The sequence below is a fragment of the Porphyromonas gingivicanis JCM 15907 genome (assembly GCF_000614585.1).
GTDB lineage: Bacteria > Bacteroidota > Bacteroidia > Bacteroidales > Porphyromonadaceae > Porphyromonas > Porphyromonas gingivicanis.
In genome coordinates this window covers 88,744-108,411 of record NZ_BAKX01000006.1, presented here as the reverse complement: position 1 = coordinate 108,411, position 19,668 = coordinate 88,744, and the positions used below count along the sequence as shown (strand labels likewise).

The window sequence follows — 19,668 nt, the reverse complement described above, 5'->3', positions numbered from 1 at the left end:
GAGTTTGCACAGAGGGTTTCATGGGTTTGCACTGATGGTTGTAGGAGTTTGTAATAATGGTTTTATAAATCTATTGTTTACCACTTAAAACTATTGTGTAAACCCTCGAAAGAACTGTTTCGTTGATTCTTTTGCTGAGATTTGTACAATTTTATTTTGTTTCGACTCCTTTGTTACCTATGTTTTGGTATAATATGTTGTGTATGTCTGTAGATATACCTACTTTTGTGTATGTATAATAACAAATAGGTATAATAGTATGGCTGGATCAATCAAAGGAACAAAAACAGAAAAACACCTACTTGCCTCATTTGCAGGCGAATCTCAAGCTCGTTCTCGCTATACATTCTTTGCGAGTGTGGCTAAGAAAGAGGGATTTGAACATATAGCAGCTGTTTTTATGGAAACTGCTGAGCAGGAAAAGGAGCACGCTAAACGTTTCTTTAAGTTTCTCGAAGGAGGAATGGTAGAAATTACTGCAACCTATCCCGCAGGTATTATTGGCACTACGGCAGAAAATCTTTTAGCAGCTGCAGAGGGAGAAAACGAGGAACACACTGTACTCTATCCTGAGGCAGCCAAGGTGGCAGAGGAGGAAGGTTTTCCCGAAATTGCTATGGCTTTCCGTCAGATTGCTAAAGTAGAGGCTGAGCATGAGCAACGCTATCGCACTCTTTTGGAAAGAGTAAAGACCAATACCGTTTTTGAGCGCGAAGAGGCCATCCTCTGGCAGTGTCGTAATTGTGGTTATGTAGTAAACTCTAAGAAAGCTCCTGCTAAATGTCCTGCTTGTGTACATCCACAGGCTTTCTTTGAGCCGATGAAGCAAAACTATTAAAGTGCATCGTCTTTGGACGAACTTACTATAAATCTTTACTGTAAATAAAGAGTGTTCTAACGGGAAAGATTGAGGAAAAGGTCATAAGCATTGCGGAGCTCTTTGTAGCTTTGTACTCTCTAACGGAGAGAGCTTTATGACAGAGAAGATGCGTTTTATTTGTTTGTGGGGTTGCCCTTTTGGGTGGTTTCCTCTCGCTACGTTTTTGATGTTTGTCATATTGTGTAGTGTGAGTTGGCCGTCTAAAGGGCAACTTTCGTATTTTGTGTCGAGAGATACATTGTCTATGCCTAAGGGAGTGAGTATCGGGTTTGATACTCTGCTTGTCGAGGAAATAGAAGAGAGTTTGCTGGAAACTTCCATTGAGGACGATGCTACTCTCGAAGAACTTGCTCAAGAGTGGAGGGCAGAAAGGACCTTGTTAAGAGAAAATCCTCTCAATATCAACACCCTTACTCAAGAGGATTTAGAGTCTTTTGAGATACTATCGCCCCTTGCCATTAGGAACTTTTTCTTAGAGCGGCATCGACGAGGAGGAGCCTTTCATTCGCTATCAGATCTTAAACTTATCAATGGATGGGACAGAGCCTCTATTGAACGACTACTTCCCTATCTAACTATCGTACCTATTGAGTCTTCTTTTCGAGAGCAATGGTATAGACAAAAAGGAGCAGGGCGTTTACTTATGGCTTGGAGTGGTGTTGCCCCACGGGAGGAGGTGGCAGGCGAAGTTCCTTTGGGAGAGCCACGAACTTTTCGGGGAAAGTTGCACTATGGTCAGAAGAATCTTTATTCTTTGGGGGTGATGGCTACGAGTGGGCTCTTTGAACCTCTGTTACAAAAGGGGTATCCCTTTTTTGATCGTTACAGCTTTTATGCTTCCTTTGCCTTACCGCAACGCTATGTACAGCGATTGGTGGTGGGAGACTATCGCCTTTCCTTGGGGGAGGGGCTTGTATTACGCCAGCAGTTTATGAGTAGTCTCTATACGCATTATTTCTCTTCGGGCATATCAAAGCCTCTCAAAGAGGCTTTGACCAATGATGAAGCCTCTTCGATGCGAGGAGTAGCAGTGGAGTTTGGAGGCGATAGGTTACGTTCTCTACTCTTCTTCTCTTCCAAGATGCGTGATGCTAATTATGACGACGAGGGGTATTATGGCATCATATTGGGCGGTCGGCATAGAACCGATAAGGAACAAACAGGTAGGGCAAGGCTAAGGGAGTCTTCGTTCGGAGGCCGTTTGAGCTACCGTGAGAGTGGTTGGCGTATAGGTTTCAATGCTGTTACCCACTCTTGGGGTGATAATTTGCTTCGTGCTTTGCCTCGCTATACTTCAACTACAGCAGGAGAGCCTTTGGGGCATTGGAGTAACTTTTCTTTCGACTTCCACTATCAGACACTTTCGGGACGTATTGCTTCTATGGGAGAGGTGGCTTGGAGTGCTAATCGTTCTTGGGCAGCTGTGGGACGCTGGCAAATGAAATCTTTTGAAGGAGGACGTTATGCTTTAGTGGCTCGCTACCTTACCCCTCATTACGCTACTCTATATGGCAGGAGTTTTACCCACTTTGCTGCTCCGGGCAACGAATGGGGCGTAATGGTGGAGGGAGAACTTCCTCGGTGGAGGAACTGGACTTCGCGTTTCTTAGTTGATTATTACGGATCCATAGAGCCACGTTTTCGTCAAGAGAATTTAACGAAAGGGATTCGTCTGGAATGGAGTACGGCCTACGCTTCCAGTACCTTTTGGAGTTGGCAAGTCCTTGTACGTTATCAGAAGGAGCAACAGAGAGGGGGGATTTTTATGGAAGAGGCGGGTTGATTTGGTCGCCTTCAAAAGAGGATAGATATATACTTTTTGTACGTTATCGCAACGGACAAGCTCCCTTTGCTATGGAGAGGAGTAAGGGGTGGAGTGTAGGGATAAAAGCAGATCAAAAGGTGCACCATCGAGGGCGCTATGGTTTTCTCTTGGCTTGGTTTCAGACAGCCAACCATGAGGCACGTTTATGGCTCCCCATCCATCAATTGTCTTGGGAACATCGGCCCGCTATGTTTTGGGGTAAGGGAATTTATGCAGATGGATATCTTCGTTTAGCTTTTGGAAAAATGACTGCTGTCGAGGGTAAACTCTCTTACACATCACTCCAACCCTCCAAGGAGAAAGGGGCTATGCTTCGCACTGGATGGGAGGGTGCAGTGGCGTTTCAACTCTCTTTCTAATATAAGAGACTTTATGCAATGTTTTTATTTACGAGTAAGAGGAGGATGCAAGATTTGCTCATAACGTTGGGGGGTAGAGAGCAATTCGCGTACCGCTTTTAACTGTTTGTCTTGTGGCAATATATAGCGGTAGTACCCCTTTCGATAGTAGGCGATACGTACTATTTGCCCTTCGATATACTGTTTGATGTCTTCCTTAAAGAGCGTGGCATCACGGCGTACATCCGAAGCGAGTTTTTTGCGAAGGGCTTGAAGCTCTTGCTCTGCTACAGAGTAGAGTTGCTCACGGCGCATAAGGTCTTCCATCTTATCCAAATAAAAGGTGCTTCCCGTTTTGTAAGAGAATTTGTTCTGCTCCAAATGGCGGATAAAATCTTCATACTCGGTATCAGAGAGGCGGAATTGCTCGGCAGGGGCTATTTGAGGGTGGGTACGTACGTAGTCGGTAACATAATCTGCTACAAGAGTATCTATGGCAAAGAAAGTAACTACCCCCGCTAAAGTATCTGCCGAGAGGTCCACATCGGGGGTAATGCCTCCCGAAGCATATACTTTACGACCTCCCAGTGTTTGGAAAGGTACTCCGAGAGAGTCCGTTTTGATACGTTCGGTACTTCCCAAGTGATCATAGTTAATCTTTTGGATAGAGCGTCCACTGGGTATGTAGTAATGAGCTGTAGTGAGTTTTAATAGTCCATTACCTGGGGTTACCAGAGTCGATTGTACCAACCCTTTTCCGAAGCTTTTTTCGCCCACAATAACTGCTTTGTCATGGTCTTGCAATGCTCCTGCCACTATTTCGGAAGCCGAGGCAGATTCGTCATTAATCATAACGACCAAAGGAATGTTGTCTACGATGGGAGATTCTGTTGTTGCGTATGAGGCGTTGGTTGTTACATTACGTCCTTTCACCTCCAGTACTTTAGAACCCTTAGGTAAGAAAAAGCCCAATATCTCTACCGCACTCTGGAGTACTCCTCCTCCATTACTGCGTAGGTCAAGAATTAAGCTCTTTAGTGGAGCTTGACTTTTTAGCTTTTCGATAGCTTCGCGAACGTCTTTTCCCGAATCTTGTGTGAAGGAAGAAAGTGCAATATATCCCATACCCTCTTGCACAAAATCCGAGAAAGCAACCGAATTCATCGATATTTTTTTGCGTTCGAAAGTAAACGAGCGAGCTGTTTTTTCTCCTCGGCGGAGTACTTTTACGGTTATCGTGGTACCATCTTCTCCTCGTAGTGCCTTGCTTACTTCGGAAGAGGTTGATTTGCGAAAGTCTTTTCCGTCTATTTCTAAGATACGGTCTCCCGTCTTTAAGCCTGCCTTATCCGCAGGTTGACCTTGCATAGGTTCGTTGATGACAACTACACTGTCGGGACGTTGATTTATGATAGCTCCGATGCCTGCATAGCTCCCTGAGGTTGCTTCTCGAAAAGTTTTTGCCTCTTCGGGAGACATATATTCGGTATAAGGGTCTAAGCGTTGGAGCATTGCATTCATACCTAAGGCATGTACTTTGGGGAGTGCTATGGTGTCTACAAAGTAGCGTTGTACACCAGAGAGTATAGTACCCGTTACTTGCAGGGCATCATAGTACTCTTTGCGATCACGTTGCTCACGATTTTCAGATTGTGCAACGACTGTTGCAGTTGTATATAGAGATAAAAAAAAGGTAACCAAAAGGGTTACAGTAAGATTGCTTCTTTTCATATCCGCAAAGGTAATGATTATGGCAGTACGTAAGGATAGAGGAGGGAAAAATGTATTATACATAGAGGACATACCCTTAGCCTATCTTCCCCCATTGTTGGTCTTTGGGGTAGAGCTTTTCTAATTGACGGAGGAATAGTTGATGCTCTTCTAACTCTAAAAGAGGGTCTTTGTTGAGAAGATTGGCAACAGTTTCGATAACTGCTTGGAGCAAAACTATATCGCGTGTGGGTTCTGCTATTTTTAGCCCTGGGAAGTCTCCACTTTGTCTAGTACCTTCAATGTCTCCCGCTCCTCTTAGACGCATATCTTCTTCGGCTATTTTGAATCCATCATTCGTAGCACACATAACGCCAATACGCTGCTGGGCAGGGAAAGATATTTTCCTCTTGCTCATTAAAATGCAGTAGCTTTGTTGCCCTCCACGTCCCACACGCCCTCGCAGCTGGTGTAGTTGCGCCAAACCGAAGCGGTCAGAGTTTTCAATAATCATTAGTGTGGCATTGGGCACATTGACTCCCACCTCAATCACTGTAGTGGAGAGGAGTATAGGCACCCTGCCCGAGACAAATTCCTCCATACGCTCCTGCTTTTCTTGTGGTTTAAGTTTACCGTGCACCCACGTTACATTGTGGTAACCATACAATTCGGCAAATTGGTTGTAACCTGTTTCTAAGTTTTTGTAGTCCGACTCTTCTGTTCCTTCAATCATGGGATAGACGACATAGACTTGTTGTCCCGATTGGATATGCTCTCGCAAGAAATGGTGTACTCGATGAGCTTCATCATCGTAGCAATGGAAAGTTTTGATAGGTTTACGCCCAGGGGGAAGTTCATCGATGATAGAGACATCTAAATCACCATACAGAGTCATTGCCAATGTGCGAGGGATAGGTGTTGCACTCATAATAAGAATGTGTGGAAGAAGCAAAGGGCTTTTCTCCCATAACCGAGCGCGTTGCATCACTCCGAAGCGATGTTGTTCATCAATAACAGCAAGTCCCAAGTGGGCAAAGACCACTCCCTCTTCGATGAGTGCATGAGTGCCAATGAGTAGTGATAGCTCTCCCGATTTTAAGTCAGATAGAATTTGTTGTCGTTCGGCACGAGTGGAGCTACCCGTTAGTACGGCTATTGACACTCTCAGAGGGGCTACAAGGGTTTGTAGCGATTCAAAGTGTTGGCGTGCCAATATCTCTGTGGGTGCCATCATACAGGCTTGTAGTCCGTTGTCTACTGCCAATATCATGGCAAAGAGGGCTACTAAAGTTTTTCCGCAACCTACGTCTCCCTGTACCAATCGACTCATTTGTAACCCCGAACGAGTATCTTTTCGAATCTCTCGTAGTACTCTTTTTTGCGCTTCTGTTAGTTCGTAAGGTAAGGCATCGTATAGTTGTTTGAAGAGGGTGCCTACCGAACTGAATTCATAGCCCTTGAAGCGAGCTTTGCGTTCGCTCTTGGTGAGTTGTAAAGAGAGCTGTAGATAGAAAAGTTCGTCAAACTTGAGTCGCTCTCGAGCTTTAGTCAGAGAATAGGTGTTTTTTGGGAAATGAATTTCTACCAAGGCTTGTGGTAGAGGCATAAGGGAATAATGCTTGACAATGAGCGGTAAGAGTGTTTCCTCTATATAGAGATGTGCCACGCTACAAATACGTGCCAAGGCAGAGCGAATATTGTCTGAGTCGAGGTAGGCTTTTTTCATCTTTTCAGAGGTGTGATACACGGGCATTAGCCTCCCGTAACAGTGTGAGCCTGTTCGATGGGTGTAACCTCTGGATGAGCTACCGTATAGCTCTGTCCGTAACGTTTGAATTTGCCAAAGACGATGTATTCTCTCTCTTCGGGATAGTGATTGATAAAGTATTGAGTGTTACGAAACCAAACTAATTCGACTGTGCCTGTGGCATCTGTCAGATAGGCTTTTAGGCGAGCTTTGCGTCCTACTCCCTCTCGTACATAGTGCTTTAGTGTACCTCGAATCTGTATTTCAGGCAAGTCGTCTCGCAACTCTCCGATGGTGTAGATTCGAGTACGGTCGATGTATCGGTAGGGAAAGTAATATAGAAGATCTTCATACGAATGCAGAGAAAGCTCTGAGTAGAGGAGTTGAGCCTTCTTTTCTCCAATGCCTGGTAAGTAGAGAAGAGGAGTGTCGAAATACTCAGAAGCCATAGTTCATCTCTTTATTGATAGGGAGTAGCTTTAGTTGCTTTTTGTTAGAAGCATCTCCATCCATAAAGCATCCAATGGACGTGTTATTTTGATATTCTCAACATTGCCTTTTACCAGAGTAGGCGCATGATGGAAATGAGCTTCATACACAGAGGCATCGTCCGTAAAATTAGTTCCAATAACGGATTGGTAAGCCTTAATGAGAAGGGAGGCTTGAAATATTTGAGGAGTTTGTACTTGTACCAATGTGGAGCGATCTACAGCTTGAGACCCTTTTGAGTAGAGTTTTCGTACCGAATCTACCATGTTAGTATAGGGTAAGGCCGCTCCTGTTTTCTCGGCTGTCTCTATAAGGGCGGTAAGGGTATGCTTTGCTATCAAAGGACGCACTGCATCGTGTACGGCAACGAGTCCCTCGTGAGGCACTCTTTGTAGTGCATTGTACACGGATTCGAAACGAGTAGTTCCTCCAGCAACTACTTCGTGAGGAAGCGTAAAATGGTATTGCTCACAGAGTTTTTTCCAGTAATCGAAATAGTCGTTTGGGAGTGCTAAAATGATCTGTGAGGCGAAAGGGGCAATGCGCTCTAAAGTATACATAATAAGAGGTTTGCCCAAAATAAGAGAGAACTGTTTGGGTAGTTCTCTACCGAAGCGAAGCCCCCTACCCCCTGCAGATTATAAAGCAACAAGGTGTAGACATTGTAATGCGATACAAAAGAGAATGAACGCCCCGTAAAGCGTTCATTACAAATATTATTTTTCTCGGATAAAGATATTGATAGGAATGCCCGAGAAGTCCCAGTTTTCCCGAATTTTATTCTCTAAGAAGCGTTTATAAGGTTCCTTGACCCATTGAGGCAGATTGGCATAAAAAGCAAACGAAGGTACCGCCGTAGGCAACTGGGCTACATATTTAATCTTGATGTATTTCCCTTTCCAAGAGGGAGGAGGAGTAGCTCGATGATAGGAAGAAGTACCTCGTTGAGTTGATGGGTGGGAATTCTTTTAGAGCGACGCTCATAGACAGCATTGGCAGTCTCTAATACTTTGAAAATACGTTGCTTGGTGAGAGCACTGATGAAAAGGATGGGAAAGTCCGAAAAGGGTGCCAAGCGAGCACGAATAGCCTCTTCAAAAACACGTATAGCTTGATTGCTTTTCTCTTCAACGAGGTCCCATTTATTGACACATACAACGAGTCCTTTGCTGTTGCGCATCACCAGAGAAAGGATGTTCACATCTTGACTCTCAATGCCTCGAGTAGCATCGATGAGCGCAATACAAACATCACTATTTTCGATAGCCCGAATGGAACGAATTACCGAATAGTACTCCAAATCTTCTTGTACTTTGCCTTTTTTGCGAATACCAGCTGTGTCCACAAGGTAAAAGTTAAGTCCGAATTTGTTATACTCTGTGTATATGGAGTCACGTGTTGTACCCGCTTGGTTGGTAACAATGTTACGCTCTTCTCCAATGAAAGCATTGATGAGTGATGATTTTCCTGCATTAGGTCGGCCAATGATGGCAAGTCGTGGGAGTTCTTTCAACTCGATTGCAGAGCTTTCTGGAGGGAGAGCGTTGACAATAGCATCTAATAAATCGCCCGTTCCAGAGCCGTTTATTGCCGATATGCTGTAAGGGTCGCCCAATCCGAGGGCGTAAAATTCGGCTGCCTGATAGCCGATTTCAAAAGTATCGGCCTTGTTGGCTACAAGTAAGATGGGCTTCTTGGAGCGTCGAAGTAGGTCGGCTACTTCTCTATCCAGATCCACCATGCCATTCATAACATCGACCACGAAGAGGATTACATTCGCCTCTTCAATAGCTATCTCTACTTGTTTGTTTATTTCGGCTTCGAAAATGTCGTCACTGCCAGAGACCCATCCGCCTGTATCTACAATAGAAAAGTCTCTTCCAGTCCAACTTGTATGGCCGTACTGACGGTCTCGCGTTGTGCCAGCTATTTCCGTAACGATGGCTTGTCTGCTACCAATAAGACGATTAAATAGAGTGCTCTTTCCTACATTAGGACGCCCCACTATGGCTACTAAACTGCTCATATATGTTTTTAGTCTCTAATCCAATTTGTTCTTAGAGAGGGAATGCTCCACTCTTTTTATATATCCAATATCCAAAAAGATATTTACCCCTCAATGGAGGGTAGGTTGTTATTCAGTGAGTATAGGTATTAGTCCAAAGAATATCCAAAGTTGGATAAATCTTTTTCATTGTGTCGCCAATCTTTTTCTACACGAACGATTAGGTCTAATCGTATATGTTTGCGGAAAAATTGTTCTAGCGGACGTCGAGCAGCTATACCTAAATTCTTGATGGCAATACCCTTGTGTCCGATGATGATACCTTTTTGACTTTCACGCTCTACTAAAATGATGGCCCGAATATCTATTTTGTTGCGCTCTTCGCGAAATTCCTCTACCACTACTTCTACGGCATAGGGCACCTCTTTGGTGTAGTAGAGCAAAATTTTTTCACGGATAATTTCCGAGACAAAAAAACGAGCAGGTCTGTCTGTTAAGGCATCTTTTTCAAAATAGGGAGGAGAGACGGGTAGTAACTCCTCTATACGACGTTTGAGAGGGGCTAAGTTGAAACGATTGGTCGCTGATATGGGGATTATTTCTGCCTTGGGAAGAAGTTCGTGCCAAGTTGCCACCAATTCTTCTAAACGCTTCTGGTCGGTTAAGTCTATTTTGTTGATAACTACCAAAACGGGGCACTCCATTTGTGCTACTGCGGAGAGAAAGTCGCTGTTTTTGGTTGCCTGTTCCACAGTATCTGTAACATAGATAAGAATATCTGCATCTGTGAGGGCTTGCTCCGAGAAAGCTCGCATCCGTTCTTGTAGCTTATATCCAGGTTTTAGTACTCCAGGGGTGTCTGAGTAGACAATTTGTAAGTCGGGAGTGTTAACGATGCCCAAGATACGGTGGCGTGTTGTTTGTGCCTTAGAGGTTATAATAGAAAGTCGCTCCCCAACTAAGTAGTTGAGGAGTGTTGACTTACCCACGTTGGGATTTCCTACAATATTTACAAAACCAGAGCGATAAGGACGGTCGGTTTGTTGTTCAGTATCTTTTTCTTCGATCATTCGTTGTCCGTCTACATCTTATTTTGGATCATAGCCCCATTTTAGGTATACGGCTCCCCACGTATATCCAGCTCCAAAAGAGGTAAGGATTAAGTTGTCTCCTTTTCGGAGCTTTTTCTCCCACTCCCACAGGCAAATGGGGATAGTGGCAGAACTTGTATTCCCATACTTCTCTATGTTTATCATTACCTTTTCTTGAGGCACTTTTAGAGTACGGCCTACCATATCAATAATGCGTAAATTAGCTTGATGGGGTACTACCCATGTAATGTCTTCTTGTGCCAAGTTATTGCGCTTCATTACTGTACGACAAGCTTCTGCCATGCCTGTTACGGCGTATTTGAAAACGTGAGTTCCCTCTTGATAAACAAAGTGTTCCCTACGTTCAACTGTCTCTTGTGATGCTGGGCTTGCGGAACCTCCAGACTTCATAATGAGGTGCTCTCTACCCACTCCATCTGTGCGGAAGAGGGCATCCATAACTCCATAAGGTTCTTCTGTGGCTTCGACCAAAGCACAACCAGAACCGTCCCCGAAGAGTACACAAGTCTGTCGGTCTGTATAGTCAATCGCAGCAGACATCTTTTCCGTGGCTACCACTACAATTTTCTTGTAACGACCAGAGCGAATGTAGTTAGAAGCAGTTTCTAAGGCGTAGAGCCAACTGGGACAAGCAGAATTTATGTCGAACGTAAAAGCGTTGCTACAACCCGTTTCAAATGCAACGATAGAGGAAGTAGAGGGGAAGTGATAGTCTGCCGTATTAGTGGCAAGTATAACAGCTTCTACAGTTAGGGGGTCTATGTTATACCGCTCAAACATACCTTTTACCGCTTGTATAGCTAAATAGGATGCCCCTAAGCTATGATCTTTGAGGATGCGACGCTCTTTGATACCAACACGAGTCATAATCCACTCGTCGGAGGTCTCTACAATCTTTTCTAAATCTGAGTTGGTTAGCTTGTCTTCAGGCAAATAAGCTCCTACAGCGGTTATTGTTGCATTTATTGGGTTCATAATTATAGTTTCTGCGTTTTGTTTCGCTTGGTCTTAATGTTCTGTATATGTATAGGAATTTTATGATTAAAGCTAAAGCTTTCCTAAACTGACCACTAAGATAATAAAAAACTGCTATGCTCCAATAGAAAAGCTCTCTCTAACTATAATAGGGTATCGGAAAAAGGCGAGTTAGCCCTTTTGCGAAGTCTTGTTGGAAGTATGAGGATTGTGTTAAAAAAAAGAGGTCTATCCACTAAAATAAAAAACTCAGCCCTGCAATAGACTGAGTAGAACAAAACGAAGTTATGTATGTACGCGAGATGAGATTTGAACTCATACACCTATACCGGCACTACCCCCTCAAAGTAGCGTGTCTACCAATTCCACCACTCGCGCAAATAATATCTGTGTGTATATCACTTAGTACTAAGTTTATCTAAAGTACCCAAGACAGGAATCGAACCTGCACGTTGTTAAACACTCGCACCTGAAACGAGCGCGTCTACCAATTCCGCCACTTGGGCTTTTGTGTCATTTTCTTTATAGAGAATGACTACTGTCGATTTCCTTCTTTCTCTATGATATAAGAAAGGACAGAGCCTCTGCTTTGTCCTGTTATATGCTCTCTCAATTTAATTTTAGAAGAGCGGTGCGGACGGGACTCGAACCCGCGACCCCCTGCGTGACAGGCAGGTATTCTAACCAACTGAACTACCGCACCAATATAAGCTCTCTTGAAGCACTCCCAAATCCCTCCTCTAAGGGGTTTGTTTGAAGAAGCACTTTCTTTTCGAAAGCGATGCAAAGGTACTACTTTTTTTGAAACCTGCAAGTCTTCTCCGATAAAATGTTGCTTCGAAAAGTAGACTCCTTCATTTAACTGTTTGATAGATAGTTAATAATCTTCGTGAAAAAGTTGGCAAGTATTCTTTGTTTTTTTTATTCCTCCGTTTCTTTTTCTGTTTGGTGGCTAATTTGCATAGGGGTTGCGTTAAGCATTTTTTTGCAGAAGGCGCATAGATAGCTTACCGATGAAAAATGGTATTTTATTGCTAGTTCGCTCAATGAATGGCGTTGCTCTCGGAGATCTCGATAAATGTAGGCAGCTTTTTGTTTGTGCATCCATTGAAGAGGAGCACAGTTGAATTCTGCCTTAAAAGCGCGTTTGAAAGAAGAGAGAGACATCTCTAAAAGGGCCGCCAATTCTTCTACATTTCTACATTCTAAATGGTGATTATATACAAAAGCTCTGAAACCATGATGCTTGCAGTGAAATGAAGCGAGGAATGCACTCAAATCTTCATTGTTGTAGAAGCGACGGAAGATGTGAAATAATTCTCGGAGTTTGTATTCATATATGGGTAGACCGGAGTGCCCTTCTATTAAGTAGTAGGCTACTAACTCCGTCCAACTACGTACAGCTGGTTTGATGGATAGACGTTTTATCTCTGAACGCATCGGTAGAGCGCTCTCATTATCTTCTTTTTTCCCTGAGGAGCAACTGCCTTTAATTTTCGGACAGATGCCTACACACAGTTGGATGCTGGGGTGGAATGTGATAAGAAGAAAGCGAACTTCTTCATCCACGGGTTTTACAGTCATTTCTGTGTAATAATTCAGAAGAAAAATCTCTTGCTTAGAGGGAGCATGCTCTTCATAAGGAGGTTCTTCTAAAAGTATTTCTCCCTCAATCGGTATAAGAAATGCATAGCAATCTTCTGTAGCAATCTTTCGCTCTTGTCCCTTGGATAAGTGTATCAAGACGGGCTTGCCTTGGATGGCTCGCATTATATGATCGGTATGAGCCATAGGATGATCTGCGAAGAGCAAATCTTCCTCTACGTCCAAATGTACTGTCGTGGGCGTTGGGTTCTTTTCTTTCATGCAAGTCTAAATGTTTAAGTCGTTTCGTTTGTTTTTTTGTGACCTCTTTTTGATTTAATAGGACATAGAGAGGGATACAGTTCACGAAGATAAGCTATTTCTACTATTATAGATGTATGAGAACGGGGAAAAAAGACCTTTTTTACAATTATTACATGGAAACACGCTTTCCTTCTATCTGTCGCTTCTGTTTATTTCTTATCCTGTTGTAGTTTATCGAATGCTAATAACATCTTTTACTGACAATAATTAGTTCTAACTGGAATAGCCCTATGCAACAGAGAGATGAACTAAAGAAGACAAGAATGTTTAATATAAATCTGATTTTTGAGGAGAGATTAACAAAACTGTTTCATATTACCGTGTTCACTATACTATTGTTGAGGTTTAATTTATGTTGTGTAGCTTTTCTCCTTCCTTCTCCAAACTCAAATCTTTCTAATAGGGCTATTCTTCCTGTGTATGAAGCAAACTGATCTCCAGTTATTACAATTATGGTATTCTGGATAGTATTTAATAGTCTTTGAAAAGAGGAGGCTGTCTTTGCTTAACCCTCTGTGTAAACAAAAGAAAGGGTCTTTGTAAATGCTCCTAACCCTTATACCTTTCTTTGAAAAGGTATAAAGGGTTGAAAGGTAGAGTATAATCTCTTCGAGCTTGTTGCTAAATGAAAGATTTGAGAGATGTACTTTTTTTTGTACATACTTTCCAAAGGGTGAATTAAAAATGCCCGGAGTGTTTGGATGGAGGAGATGAACGTTATAGCTATTTGCGAAAAACACCCTCCTCGAATAGTCGAAGAGGGTGCTTCCTTATTAATAGGGTCAAAGTCAATTCAAAGAGAGTTATTCATCAGCTTCTTCTTGCTCAGAGTAGGCTTTAAGAAGCTTTTCTTGTACTTCCATAGGAACTAATTCGTATGAGGAGAAACGCATAGAGAAAGAGGCTCTACCTCCAGTAATAGAACTTAGTACCGTAGAGTAGCTCATCAGCTCTTTCAATGGTACTTTGGCAAGAAGTTGCTCGTATCCTTTCTTGCTATTCATCCCCATGATAACCCCTCTTCTACCTTGCAAATCGCTCATAACATCGCCGATATAATCCGCAGGAACAGCTACTTCTACATCGTACACTGGCTCTAAAATCTTCGGAGCGGCTTCTTTGAAGGCAGTGCTGAAAGCATTACGCCCAGCCAGCATGAAAGATATTTCATTACTGTCTACAGGGTGCATCTTGCCATCGTAGACAATAACGCAGACGTCTCGAGCGTAAGAACCCGTTAGAGGTCCTTGCTCCATACGTGCCATAATTCCTTTCAAAATAGCAGGCATAAAGCGAGCATCAATAGCACCCCCTACAATGCTGTTGATGTAGAGTAATTTGCCGCCCCATTCGAGAGGGATTTCCTGCTTGTCTCGAACCGTAATTTTGAACTCTTGTCCTCCAAATTTGTAGGATTCTGGTATGGGTTCTCCTTCTACGTAGGGTTGGATGATGAGGTGTACCTCTCCAAACTGTCCAGCACCACCCGATTGCTTTTTGTGACGATAATCGGCTCTTGCAGCTTTGGTGATAGTTTCTCTATAAGGGATACGAGGCTCTGTAAATTCGATATTGATTTTGTCATTGTGTTCCAAACGCCATTTGAGAGTGCGTAGGTGGAACTCTCCTTGTCCCTTGACTAATGTTTGTCGTAGCTCCTTGCTTTGCTCTACTACCCAAGTAGGGTCTTCTTCGCTCATGCGATGGAGTGCTTCGACCATCTTTTCAGCATCGGCAGTGTTTGCTGGCTTAATGGCTCTTATATATTTGGGTTCGGGGAAATCAATCTCTGGATAGGTCCAAGTGCAATCCTTCTCATTGAGAGCATTGCCTCTACGTACATCTTTTAATTTTACGGTTGCTCCAATGTCTCCTGCTTCTAAAGCATCTACTTTGGTACGGGTTTGACCAGCTACCATAAATAACTGACCTAAACGCTCTTTAGAGCCACGGTTAGCATTGACAACGTCCATCCCCTCACGTGCTGTACCCGACATTACTTTGAAGTAGGAAACTTCTCCAATATGGGGTTCTATGGTTGTTTTGAAGAAGTGTAAACTTAATGGTCCTTTAGCTTCTGGAGTAACTTCTTCAGCATTGTCTGTAATAGGGTAGGGCACTTCACTTACTCGCGGAGCCACATCTCCTAAGAATTCCATGGTACGACGTACGCACATATCTTTGGCGGCAGATACACAAAATACGGGATACATATCGCCTAGGACAATGCCCTTGCGCATTCCTTCGATGATTTCCTCTTCAGATAGAGATCCTTTTTCGAAGAAGCGGTCCATCAATGTTTCCTCATGCTCAGCAGCAGATTCGATGAGTTGTTGGCGCATTTCTTCGGCTGTAGCTGTTTCAGAGGCTGGTATTTCCAGTACTTGAGGTTTCCCTCCCTCGGGTCCCCACTCGTACATTTTCATGCGAAGTAAATCTACCACTTGGTTAAAGCCCGCTCCGCAAGCTACGGGATATTGTGTTACGACCACCTTGCTACCATATCGCTCTTTAAGTTGTGCTATGGAGGCATGGAAGTCCGCTTTTTCATGATCCAATTGATTGATGATGAAGAGGGCAGGCTTCTTCATGCGTTCAATATGTCTGAACTGATTGATAAGCCCTACCTCTACGCCATATTGAGCATTTACTACCATAAGACAGCAGTCGGTAACGTGTAGAGCTGCTACGGCAGCACCTGTAAAGTCATCACTTCCAGGGCAATCTATGAAGTTTAATTTGCGATCTGCCCACTCTACACTAAAAACGGTAGAAAACACAGTATATCCATACTCTTTCTCTACCGGAAAATAATCACACACGGTGTTGGCGGAAGCAATATCTCCGCGTCGTTTTATAAGCCCACTCTCGAAAAGCATAGACTCGGCGAGAGTGGTTTTCCCAGCTCCAGAACTTCCCAGTAACGAGATATTCCTGATCTCCTCTGTTTTGTATTGTCTCATAACGAAAGGATTTATTAAGTGTTTAACATATTGCTTTGATAGCGAGGCGTAATATTATTCCTTGTTCTCTCAAAACGATGCGCAATTTAGTTATAAAACCACAAATAGACAAGCGTAAAAGGAAAATAAATAAAACTCCGTAGTGGAAGAGTATTGTCATACTGTGATATATAAAAATATAAAGAGAGTTGTTGCCTTGTTGTGCATGGTTTTTTATTTATTTTGTCGTATTGTGTGTAAAATACTTTTATAATTCGAGAAGTTGTTTTAATTTTGAGCCTTTGTAGAGCTGTACTAACGCTGGTCTAACGAGGTTCTGAAAGCGAAGTATGGTATAAAGTGATTTATAGAACCTCTTATTACTATCTCTTAAAAGATTTTCAATGGAAATGAAAAAAGTTACTAGTTTATTTTTATTTGTGTGCTTGCTTCTTTTCTGTTCGTTGCAATTGTGTGCTCAGGAGAACCAGAATTGGAGCTATGATTTTGAGGATGCTAAGAAGGCTATCGGCGACCGACATAAGAGGTTGGAGCTGACTCTCAACAACTTAAAATGGGTGAGCTATTCGCTACGATGCAATGGAGATGCTAATGATTATGTAGATGGTAAAGGCTCGGCACGTATCTATGGGGAGAAGGCTTCTATGAAAGAGTACCCCTATTTACAATTGAAAGAGAATAAACCAGGAGGGATTGGTACTGTATCTTTTGATTATCGTGCTTATAAAGCTCATGAGAAATCTCAGATTGCTTGGGTCTTGGAAGTGTCGAAAGATGGGGGTGCTACCTGGAGTCCTGTAGGAAACTCTTTTACTCCAACAATGGAGGTTGCTAAATTGTCCAGACGTGTTAATGTCGAAGAGGGGCTTATACGGATTATTCGTGCAGACTATTCTTCTTTTGACTTAAAGACAGGAAAAAGTTTTTCTTCGGCATTCAATATAGATAATCTCGTTATTACGGATTGTGAAGCAGAAGAACCTGAACAGCCGATGTTGAGTTTCAGTGACTCGGAACTACCCTTTGGAGAAATTTACAAGGGAGCAAGTAAAACAATGAAAGTTGAGCTTGCCTACAAGAATCTTTTGAATCAACCTATTACCATTAGCATTGCGGAAGCTGGAAAAGAGACTTTTTCTGTAATGCCAAACACTTTTACTCCTCAAGAGGCTTCTGGAACTTTAGAGTTGGAAATAACTTGTACTCCCTCTTCCTTGGGTAGACTCCAATCCTCTTTGTTAGTTGTCTCTGGTCAACTTTCTGCTGAATTATTGCTTAGTGTTACAGCTATACGCCAACAAGGAGTTTATGTTTTTGGCGGAGGAGATGGTAGTAAAGAGTCTCCTTACTTAATGAGTCTTCCTGAACATCTCTGGGAGTTGTCTACTGCAGTAGATCAAGATAGGAATAGTTTTGCTGGAAAGTATTTCAAACAAACAGCCGATATTGATATGTCGGATTACAAAAATCTTGTACCTATCGGAACGAACTTTGGAATTCAAGGAACAGACCAACGTGTTTTTAGTGGTTATTATGATGGTGGAGGGCATAAGATTAGTAAGTTGACCCTTAACTTTAGCGGAAAGAACTACATAGGGGTTGCTTTGTTTGGAATATTAAAAGAGGCACGCATTGAACATCTTACTTTGTCGGATAGTAATATCCAAGCCGATGCTGTTGTAGCTGGTATCGCTGCGGCTATTATGGGTTCACATATTTCGGATTGTCATGTGGAGAAAAGTGTTGTCGTAACTGCTACTAAGCAACCCTATGCTGGAGGAATTGCTTGTGGTGCTTTTGAGGCTCCCTCTACAATAGAGAATTGTACAACTTCTGCCTCAATTGATGTTGTCGCCTCAATAGGAGCAGGAGGGATACTTGCCGTAAATGCAGCACAAGGAACAACTATTTCTAAGTGCGTTAATATGGGGTCTGTTTATGCAAAAAGAGGGCAAGTTTCTGGTATTGTTGGATATGTAGAAGATGCCCCATTAACTATTCAGGACTGTGCTAATACAGGAAAAATATCAAGTGATGAGGCTGTCGTATGTGGGATAGTTGGGCTATTATATCCTGGCATTCGCTCGGCAGTTACAGTAACCTATTGTTACAATGCAGGTATTGTAGAGGGAGCAGAAAAGGTTTATCCCATTACTATAGGAGCTGTGGAAGCTTCGCAAGTTTTCAAGTTGGAGCATTGCTATTATAGTAGTGATCTCTATTCTCCTTCTGAAAATCCACTTGGCGAGCCTTTGACTACGGAAGAGATGAAAGGTGAGCCTCTTTTGAAGGGGCTTAATTTAGGAAGAGACTTCTATCCATGGCAAATTTTTGAAGGTAAGAACGATGGTTTTCCTTTGCCTTTTGGAGATGGTTCTTGGAAACCTTCTTCTATTGGTTCGGTTGAAGTTACAGATACTTTCTTTACGGTAGAGAAAGGTAAACTGATATCTCCCGATGGAGTTCGTATCGTTGCTGTATATGCTTTGGATGGTTCTGTCTGCAATCCAGATACTCTCACAGAAGGAGCTTGCTATGTGGTGAGAGCTATTAGTAGTAGAGGAGAGTGTATTGCACAAAAGATAATAGTTCCCCAATTATAATATCTCGAAAACTATGAAAAAACATGTTCTTAAAACTTTGATGATGGCATTGTTCGTCTCTTATCTCTCTTGTATTGCCATGGCTCAAGAGCAAAATACAGAGCGCATTATTCCCTTGGTGGAGCATTGTGTGATTCCTGTAGGCTCTCTATACCGTATGCCTATTAAGGAGTACAGTAGCAAAATGGTGGATCACGTGTCAGGAAAGAAGCGTTACGTAATTCGTTACGAGAGCGATAATGCGAGTATAGTAAAAGCCAATGGAAATACTTTTGTTGCTAAATCTGTTGGAACAGCTCAGTTGACAATGACCGCGTATAAGGCAGTGCCAGGCACTAATGATCAGGCGGATTTGACTGCTCCGATTGGGAAAGCTACCTTTACCGTTGAAGTGAAGCAGGAGGTACCTCTCGTGATGCCCCCAATAGATTTGCCTTGGGGAAGTTCTCGTGAATTGATTACTCCGCTTCTCACAGAAAAAGGCTCAAAACTATTTACCTCAACTTATTGGGATATGCACCCCAATGTTTCTGAAGAGTATCGTGTCGGGATAGAGGCTTTTCTCAATCAGAATATGGATTTTCCCGTGACTCTTCTAACCTTCAACTCCAGAAACCAACTTTATCGCAAAACACTTATTGCCTCTTCTTGGGAACGCCTAAAAGTACCAAAAGTCAGTGCTGTCTGGAAGTGGCTTAAAGAGCAGGGCTTCGAGGATAGAGGCATTAATGTAGGGAGTAATATGTGGGAGATGTACCATACTCCTACTCAAACTCTTGCCACGGTAGGTTATTTGGCTTTTCAATCTACGCTGTATATGTATGTAGACTTTTTGTACGACAATAAAGAGATAAATGCAGTTGAAACAATAGGAACCCATCAAAATATAGAGTTGGAACTTTCTCAAAAAGGACATGATGTAACAATAGTTCACCCTCAGAGAGAGAAAGGAGAGGTTTTAGTATTTAACTCTTTTGGAGAGCGTGTTGTTGAGAGACAACTGGTGAATGGCAAGTGCGAACTTCCCAACCTACCTTCGGGATTGTTATTTGTAGTTGTTACAGGAGCAAAGCCTGTTAAGGTGTTTATCCCTACTCATTAAAATTTTGTTAT

At 42.8% G+C, this 19,668-nt stretch carries 10 protein-coding genes, 3 tRNA genes and 3 pseudogenes; 5 read left to right on the top strand and 11 right to left on the bottom strand.

From position 1 onward, the window contains the following. Window positions 1-259 precede the first annotated feature (259 nt). The 3 genes from rbr to JCM15907_RS07295 all read left to right on the top strand — a co-directional run bounded on the left by rbr (window position 260) and on the right by JCM15907_RS07295 (window position 3,064). Entirely contained in the window at window positions 260-838 is a 579-nt protein-coding gene (gene rbr, locus JCM15907_RS07305) for a rubrerythrin (protein WP_025843304.1), read from the top strand. 286 nt (window positions 839-1,124) lie between these two features. After that, window positions 1,125-2,663, top strand: a complete 1,539-nt coding sequence (locus JCM15907_RS07300; protein WP_159099925.1) for a ComEA family DNA-binding protein — start codon at window positions 1,125-1,127, stop codon at window positions 2,661-2,663. Then, complete coding sequence (locus tag JCM15907_RS07295; RefSeq protein WP_025843302.1) at window positions 2,660-3,064, top strand: hypothetical protein; 405 nt, start codon at window positions 2,660-2,662, stop codon at window positions 3,062-3,064. Before JCM15907_RS07300 ends, JCM15907_RS07295 begins: the two co-directional genes overlap by 4 nt. Before the next feature lie 24 nt (window positions 3,065-3,088). Here the strand turns inward: JCM15907_RS07295 and JCM15907_RS07290 are convergent, their stop codons facing one another. The 11 genes and pseudogenes from JCM15907_RS07290 to fusA2 form a co-directional block, all read right to left on the bottom strand. Beyond that, the gene (locus JCM15907_RS07290; protein ID WP_025843301.1) at window positions 3,089-4,774 is read right to left on the bottom strand and encodes a S41 family peptidase; all 1,686 of its coding nucleotides are present in this window, start codon (window positions 4,772-4,774) and stop codon (window positions 3,089-3,091) included. Window positions 4,775-4,850: 76 nt separating this feature from the next. Beyond that, window positions 4,851-6,949, bottom strand: a pseudogene (gene recG / locus JCM15907_RS11285) (ATP-dependent DNA helicase RecG). Window positions 6,950-6,979: 30 nt separating this feature from the next. Next, window positions 6,980-7,612, bottom strand: a pseudogene (locus JCM15907_RS07280) (IspD/TarI family cytidylyltransferase); the annotation flags it as partial. A gap of 93 nt (window positions 7,613-7,705) precedes the next feature. Next, window positions 7,706-9,015, bottom strand: a pseudogene (gene der / locus JCM15907_RS11280) (ribosome biogenesis GTPase Der). 128 nt (window positions 9,016-9,143) lie between these two features. Then, a complete protein-coding gene (gene era / locus JCM15907_RS07270) occupies window positions 9,144-10,064 on the bottom strand; it encodes a GTPase Era (RefSeq protein ID WP_025843299.1) in 921 nt (306 codons plus the stop codon). Between the two features lie 18 nt (window positions 10,065-10,082). Continuing rightward, the gene (locus JCM15907_RS07265) at window positions 10,083-11,081 is read right to left on the bottom strand and encodes a beta-ketoacyl-ACP synthase III (RefSeq protein WP_025843298.1); all 999 of its coding nucleotides are present in this window, start codon (window positions 11,079-11,081) and stop codon (window positions 10,083-10,085) included. A gap of 294 nt (window positions 11,082-11,375) precedes the next feature. Then, window positions 11,376-11,459: transfer RNA gene (locus JCM15907_RS07260), tRNA-Leu, on the bottom strand. Between the two features lie 46 nt (window positions 11,460-11,505). After that, a tRNA-Leu gene (locus tag JCM15907_RS07255) sits at window positions 11,506-11,587 on the bottom strand. 123 nt (window positions 11,588-11,710) lie between these two features. Further along, window positions 11,711-11,784, bottom strand: a tRNA-Asp gene (locus JCM15907_RS07250). 218 nt (window positions 11,785-12,002) lie between these two features. Next, the gene (locus tag JCM15907_RS07245) at window positions 12,003-12,947 is read right to left on the bottom strand and encodes a helix-turn-helix transcriptional regulator (RefSeq protein WP_025843297.1); all 945 of its coding nucleotides are present in this window, start codon (window positions 12,945-12,947) and stop codon (window positions 12,003-12,005) included. Window positions 12,948-13,792: 845 nt separating this feature from the next. Next, window positions 13,793-15,952 (bottom strand): elongation factor G2, encoded by a 2,160-nt coding sequence (gene fusA2, locus JCM15907_RS07240; RefSeq protein ID WP_025843296.1) that lies wholly within the window; start codon window positions 15,950-15,952, stop codon window positions 13,793-13,795. A 389-nt stretch (window positions 15,953-16,341) separates the two neighbouring features. Here fusA2 and JCM15907_RS07235 point away from each other — a divergent pair, with 389 nt between their 5' ends. After that, window positions 16,342-18,555 carry a hypothetical protein gene (locus JCM15907_RS07235; protein ID WP_148297486.1) on the top strand — a complete coding sequence of 738 codons (2,214 nt, stop codon included), beginning with the start codon at window positions 16,342-16,344 and terminating at the stop codon, window positions 18,553-18,555. A 13-nt stretch (window positions 18,556-18,568) separates the two neighbouring features. Continuing rightward, window positions 18,569-19,657, top strand: a complete 1,089-nt coding sequence (locus tag JCM15907_RS07230; RefSeq protein WP_025843294.1) for a hypothetical protein — start codon at window positions 18,569-18,571, stop codon at window positions 19,655-19,657. The last annotated feature ends 11 nt before the right edge of the window (window positions 19,658-19,668 follow it).